This is a genomic window from Liquorilactobacillus satsumensis DSM 16230 = JCM 12392 (assembly GCF_001435195.1).
GTDB lineage: Bacteria > Bacillota > Bacilli > Lactobacillales > Lactobacillaceae > Liquorilactobacillus > Liquorilactobacillus satsumensis.
On sequence record NZ_AZFQ01000051.1, the window covers coordinates 1 to 2,919 of the forward strand.

3 protein-coding genes and 1 pseudogene are annotated in these 2,919 nt (G+C 34.5%); 1 reads left to right on the top strand and 3 read right to left on the bottom strand.

Annotation, left to right across the window (positions count from 1 at the left end; genetic code table 11):
• Positions 1-157: 157 nt before the first annotated feature.
• On the bottom strand, positions 158-922 hold the full coding sequence (locus tag FD50_RS08620; RefSeq protein WP_056961163.1) for a sulfite exporter TauE/SafE family protein: 765 nt from the start codon (positions 920-922) through the stop codon (positions 158-160).
• Positions 923-955: 33 nt separating this feature from the next.
• Positions 956-1,813, bottom strand: a pseudogene (locus tag FD50_RS08625) (SDR family NAD(P)-dependent oxidoreductase).
• Positions 1,814-1,914: 101 nt separating this feature from the next.
• Here FD50_RS08625 and FD50_RS08630 point away from each other — a divergent pair.
• On the top strand, positions 1,915-2,274 hold the full coding sequence (locus FD50_RS08630; RefSeq protein WP_054757416.1) for a MerR family transcriptional regulator: 360 nt from the start codon (positions 1,915-1,917) through the stop codon (positions 2,272-2,274).
• 179 nt (positions 2,275-2,453) lie between these two features.
• On the opposite strand, the gene FD50_RS08635 is transcribed toward FD50_RS08630, so the two are convergent.
• On the bottom strand, positions 2,454-2,732 hold the full coding sequence (locus tag FD50_RS08635) for a hypothetical protein (RefSeq protein ID WP_056961164.1): 279 nt from the start codon (positions 2,730-2,732) through the stop codon (positions 2,454-2,456).
• Positions 2,733-2,919: the final 187 nt, after the last annotated feature.

Genomic DNA, 2,919 nt, shown 5'->3' on the forward strand with positions numbered 1-2,919 from the left:
ATGTTCTAAATATCGTAATAATTTGATTGAACAAGATCATCGGTTAATTAAACACGATATACCTACTTTTTAGATAAAGGCAAATAAAAAAACATCAGTTTGAAATCAACGTTTTTCTTGCTAATATTAAAGGTCTTTAATCAACCATTATTTAAAATTATAAATATGTTTTGATAAACAAATAAGCGGCTAGTCCAAATGAAGCAAAAGCAATTAAGATTTGAAGAAAGTGAACATTGCTGTGTCGAATGATAATCGGACCCAAATAGCCACCAACCAGAAGGCCAATGCCTAAGGGAATTACCGTCAACCAGGCAATATTAAATTTAAATATAAAGATGATAGTGGCAATTAAATTGGCCGCGGAAGCGATTACGTTTTTCATAGCATTAACAGTCACAAAGCGATCTTTAACTACTAATGAAAGCAATGCCAGATATATAATACCGCCACCGGCACCAAAATAACCATCATAACTTCCGGCTAAAAAGATACCAACTAAGCTAAGTAAACTGATCCATCTGTTATTGTTTTTGGCTGTATTTGTTTTTATTTTTCTAAAGCTAGATATAATAATCAAGATACCAGCCGTTAAAACGAAGAAAGGCACGGATTTTTCAAAAGAAGCGGCCGGGGCAAGTAGCAAAAATAAACTTCCGGCAATTCCTCCAAGTAAGGATAAAACAATAAACAAAAGGACTTTTTTCCAGTGACCATGTAATTCTTTAAGTGAAGAGATTGTCGAACCAATTCCGGCGAATACCAAAGCAATTGTGTTGGTTACGTTGGCTAAAACCGGAGGTAAACCAACCAACAACAAAGCGGGATAAGATGCCAGTGAGGCCAAACCGGCAATTGAGGCCAATAGCCCAGAAACGATGCCAGCAAGCACGAGAAAAGTGAAAGTGATAAATGATAGCATGGCTACCCTCCTTTTTTAGAGCAAAGAGCACAATTATTTAAAGTCCCAGTAACTTTCGTTACCAAAATCAAGGTGAATAGAATCATTTTTAAAATGATCAAAGTCATCCCTTTCTTGTTTTATTTCTGATTGAGCCCGTTTAAAAGCCTCTTTGCCCGCTACAAAATGTAAAGGTGGATTATTTAATTGACTTAATTTAAAAATAGCTTTGGCGACTAGGATAGGTGAACCACTTTGCTGACCCGCAAGATCTTCAATTGCTTTTGTTCTCTTGTGGGCTGTTGTGTCATAATCAAAAATTTTTTGTGGAGCAGAAAAATGAGATCTGCCAGCCCAGTCAGTTCGAAATGGACCAGGTTCAATATTGGTAATATTAATCCCCAGTGGTTTAACTTCTTTTAATAGTGTTTTCATTAGACCTTCAACGGCATGTTTACTGGCGTCATAATATCCTAGTGATGGTGTTCCAACTAATCCAGCAAGAGAACTAAGGTTAATAATATAACCAGATTTTTGTCTTCTCATGATTGGCAAAACGATGCGCGTTGTATTAGAAACACCCCAGAAATTGGTTTCTATCATCTGGCGAATTTTTCTATCTTCACTTTCTTCTACAGAACCAAAATATCACCAACCAGCGTTATTAACTAATATATCAATTCGTTTCCAACGGTCGATAGCTGCTTGCACGGCGTTTTTGATTTGGGTGGGGACGGTAACATCAACTTTTTCAAGCAAAACATTAGGTTCGTTTTTCCAACGAGAAATCTTATCAATGTTTCGCGCCGTAGCCACAACTAATTCATTCTCAGAAATTAATTGTTCAACTAATCGACGACCAAAACCGGTTGAAGTACCGGTTATAAACCAAACTCTTTTTTCCTTTTGCATTAGAGGCCTCCTTAAACTTTTTTAACTGCTGATTTATTTGAATAGTGCTAACATATCACTTGGAGTATACTCTAAGTCAAATTTAAAAAGAGGCGATCGCTTTGACAACCTACAAAATTGGTGAAGTCACAAAAATAACTCATCTTTCAGCAGATACGATTCGTTTTTATGAAAAAAAGGATCTCTGCAAAATAAAACGTGATAGTAATGGCCAGCGAATTTTTGATGAAAATGATTTAGAATGGCTTTATTTTATTCAACAATTAAAAGCCGTTAAAATGGAACTAAATCAAATCAAAGAATATGGAAAATTAAAAAGAGTGGGCACAAAAACACTTCCACAAAGGATTGATTTTCTATATCAGCACCAAGCAAAACTAATTGCTCAGCAGAAAAATTTAGCAGAGATTATCAAAAAAATGGAAGAAAAAATCAAGAAAACTAAGAAGAAAATGACCTAATAAAATTTTTAGTAGCCTACATATAAATTTACCAATAATAACTTCTAATAATTTCAAATATCAGTTACATGACCTACACCAAGAAATAAGCAGTCGTGCACAAAACCAGTTAAAAGATTTTGCTAAACACAATCCAGAAATTAAGCCAAAAAACAATCCTGAAAATAAAAACGATCGGCCTAGTTATTAGGTTGATCGTTTTTTAATTTATCCAGTTTATGCGCATTAACATAGTCTGCAAATATTTTTAAAAGTTCTTCGGTTTGTTCTACCGATAAATTATCAGCTTGAAAGTATTTTTCGAGCAAAGCCCCTTTTTGAATTAATCGGCGAGAACGAGCTTTGCGGGCTTGCCGATTTTCGTAGTATTTAGATTGCCGTAATTTAAAATCTTCTCGCTCAATTTCTTGTTTTAAACGCGCTTGTTGCTCAACTAGTTTTTCATATTGATTAGCCATCATTATCACCACTTAATTACAATTGGTTATTTGGTTCATGGTTTAAAATCGTTGCTATTTTTTGCGCGAGGTCTTTAATCTTTTGATTAGATAAACTGGCGTAATCTAAATTTGATGTTTTAATAATTTGTTTGCCAAGGTTTTGTTCAATCTTACTTTTTTCAGCTTTGATCTTTTGATTAAGCTG